Here is a 1,715-nt window from a genome sequence, read left to right on the forward strand (position 1 = left end):
CGGAATGCCCTGCCCGGTCAGCGGGTCCGACACCGAGGCGGCGACGGTGAACTCGGTCGGCCGGGGCATCTGGTGCTGCGCACCGACTCGGACTGGATCGCCGACGTGGTGCGCTTCGCCGTGGCCCGCAAGCGGGGCTGGTCGGGGGCGGCCTCATGAGCGTGTCCGGCTTCACCTCGCCGTGGTGGTTCCTGCTGCTGATCGTGGTCGCCGCCGTCGCCGTGGGCTACGTGCTCGCCGTGCGGTCGCGCCGCAAGCGCACGATGCGGTTCACCAACCTCGAACTGCTCGAACGGGTCGCCCCGCGTGGCCAGGGCCGCGCCCGCCATCTGCCTGCCGCGCTGCTGGTGGTGTCGCTGCTGCTGCTCACCGTCGCGCTCGCGGGCCCGACCTCGGAACAGAAGGTGCCGCGCAACCGCGCCACGGTGATGCTGGTGATGGACGTGTCGCTGTCCATGGAGGCCACCGACGTCGAACCCACCCGGTTGCAGGCGGCCCAGGAGGCGGCCCGGTCCTTCGCCAAGGGGCTGACCCCCGGGGTGAACCTGGGGCTGATCTCCTTCGCGGGCACGGCCACGGTCCTGGTGGCCCCGACCACCGAACGCGAGGGCGTCGTGCGGGCCGTCGACAACCTCAAGCTCGCGCAGTCCACCGCCACCGGTGAGGGCATCTTCGCCGCCCTGCAATCGATCGAGAGCTTCTCGGCCGTGGTCGGCGGGGCGCAGGGCCCTCCGCCCGCGCGCATCGTGCTGATGACCGACGGCAAACAGACCGTGCCGCAGGACGAGTACGCCCCGCGCGGCGCCTTCACGGCCGCCGGCGCGGCCAAGCAGAAGGGCATCCCGGTCACCACGATCTCGTTCGGTACCTCCTACGGCACGGTGGAGATCGAGGGTGAGCAGATCCCCGTCGAGGTCGACGACTCCTCGATGCGTGAGATCGCGCGCCTGTCCGACGGCGACTTCTACAAGGCCGCCACGGCCGAACAGCTCAAGCAGGTCTACGCCGACCTCGGCGAGCAGATCGGGTACGAGACCAAGAACGTCGACGCCAGCAAGCCGTGGGTCGTGCTCGGCACGGTGGTGCTCGTCGCCGCGGCGGGCAGCTCGCTGTTCCTCGGCCAGCGCCTGCCCTGAGCCCGGTCACGGTGCCGCACCGGCGAAGTCGTGCTGGCGCCATGCCTCGTAGACCGCGATCGAGGCGGTGTTGGTGAGGTTGAGCGACCGCGACGTGGGCAGCATGGGCAGTCGGACCAGGTCGGTGACCCGGGCATCGCCCTGCACCGGCTCGGGAAGGCCGACCGATTCCGGGCCGAACAGCAACACGTCTCCCTCGGCGTAGGAGACGTCGGTGTAGCGGCGGGAGGCCCGTGTGGTGAACGCGTACACCCGTTCCGGGTCGAGCGCCCGCCACGCGCGCTCCAGGTCGCGGTGCACGCGCACGTGCGCGAGATCGTGGTAGTCCAGGCCGGCGCGCCGCAGGTACTTGTCCTCCATCGAGAACCCGAGTGGCTCGACAAGGTGCAGCTCGCAGCCGGTGTTGGCGGCAAGGCGAATGGCGTTGCCGGTGTTGGGCGGGATCTCGGGCTGGTAGAACACGATCCGGAACACGGTGCCGCTCGCTCTCCTCATTCGCTCGGGCGTGGACCCGGCCCGGCGCCCGGACCCGGTCCGGCGCGGCCGCGTGCCGGCCCGGACGATCCTGCCCGGTCCCGG

General features: G+C 71.4%; 2 protein-coding genes. One reads left to right on the forward strand and one right to left on the reverse strand.

All coding sequences use genetic code 11. The features are described from left to right. Nucleotides 1-155: 155 nt before the first annotated feature. Nucleotides 156-1,136, forward strand: coding sequence for a VWA domain-containing protein (locus tag SACSA_RS0118355; RefSeq protein ID WP_019819190.1), 981 nt, complete (start codon nt 156-158; stop codon nt 1,134-1,136). A 6-nt stretch (nt 1,137-1,142) separates the two neighbouring features. Here the strand turns inward: SACSA_RS0118355 and SACSA_RS0118360 are convergent, their stop codons facing one another. Further along, entirely contained in the window at nt 1,143-1,610 is a 468-nt protein-coding gene (locus SACSA_RS0118360; RefSeq protein WP_019819191.1) for a tRNA (cytidine(34)-2'-O)-methyltransferase, read from the reverse strand. Nucleotides 1,611-1,715: the final 105 nt, after the last annotated feature.

Origin of the sequence: Saccharomonospora saliphila YIM 90502 (assembly GCF_000383795.1) — a bacterium.
Lineage (GTDB): Bacteria > Actinomycetota > Actinomycetes > Mycobacteriales > Pseudonocardiaceae > Saccharomonospora > Saccharomonospora saliphila.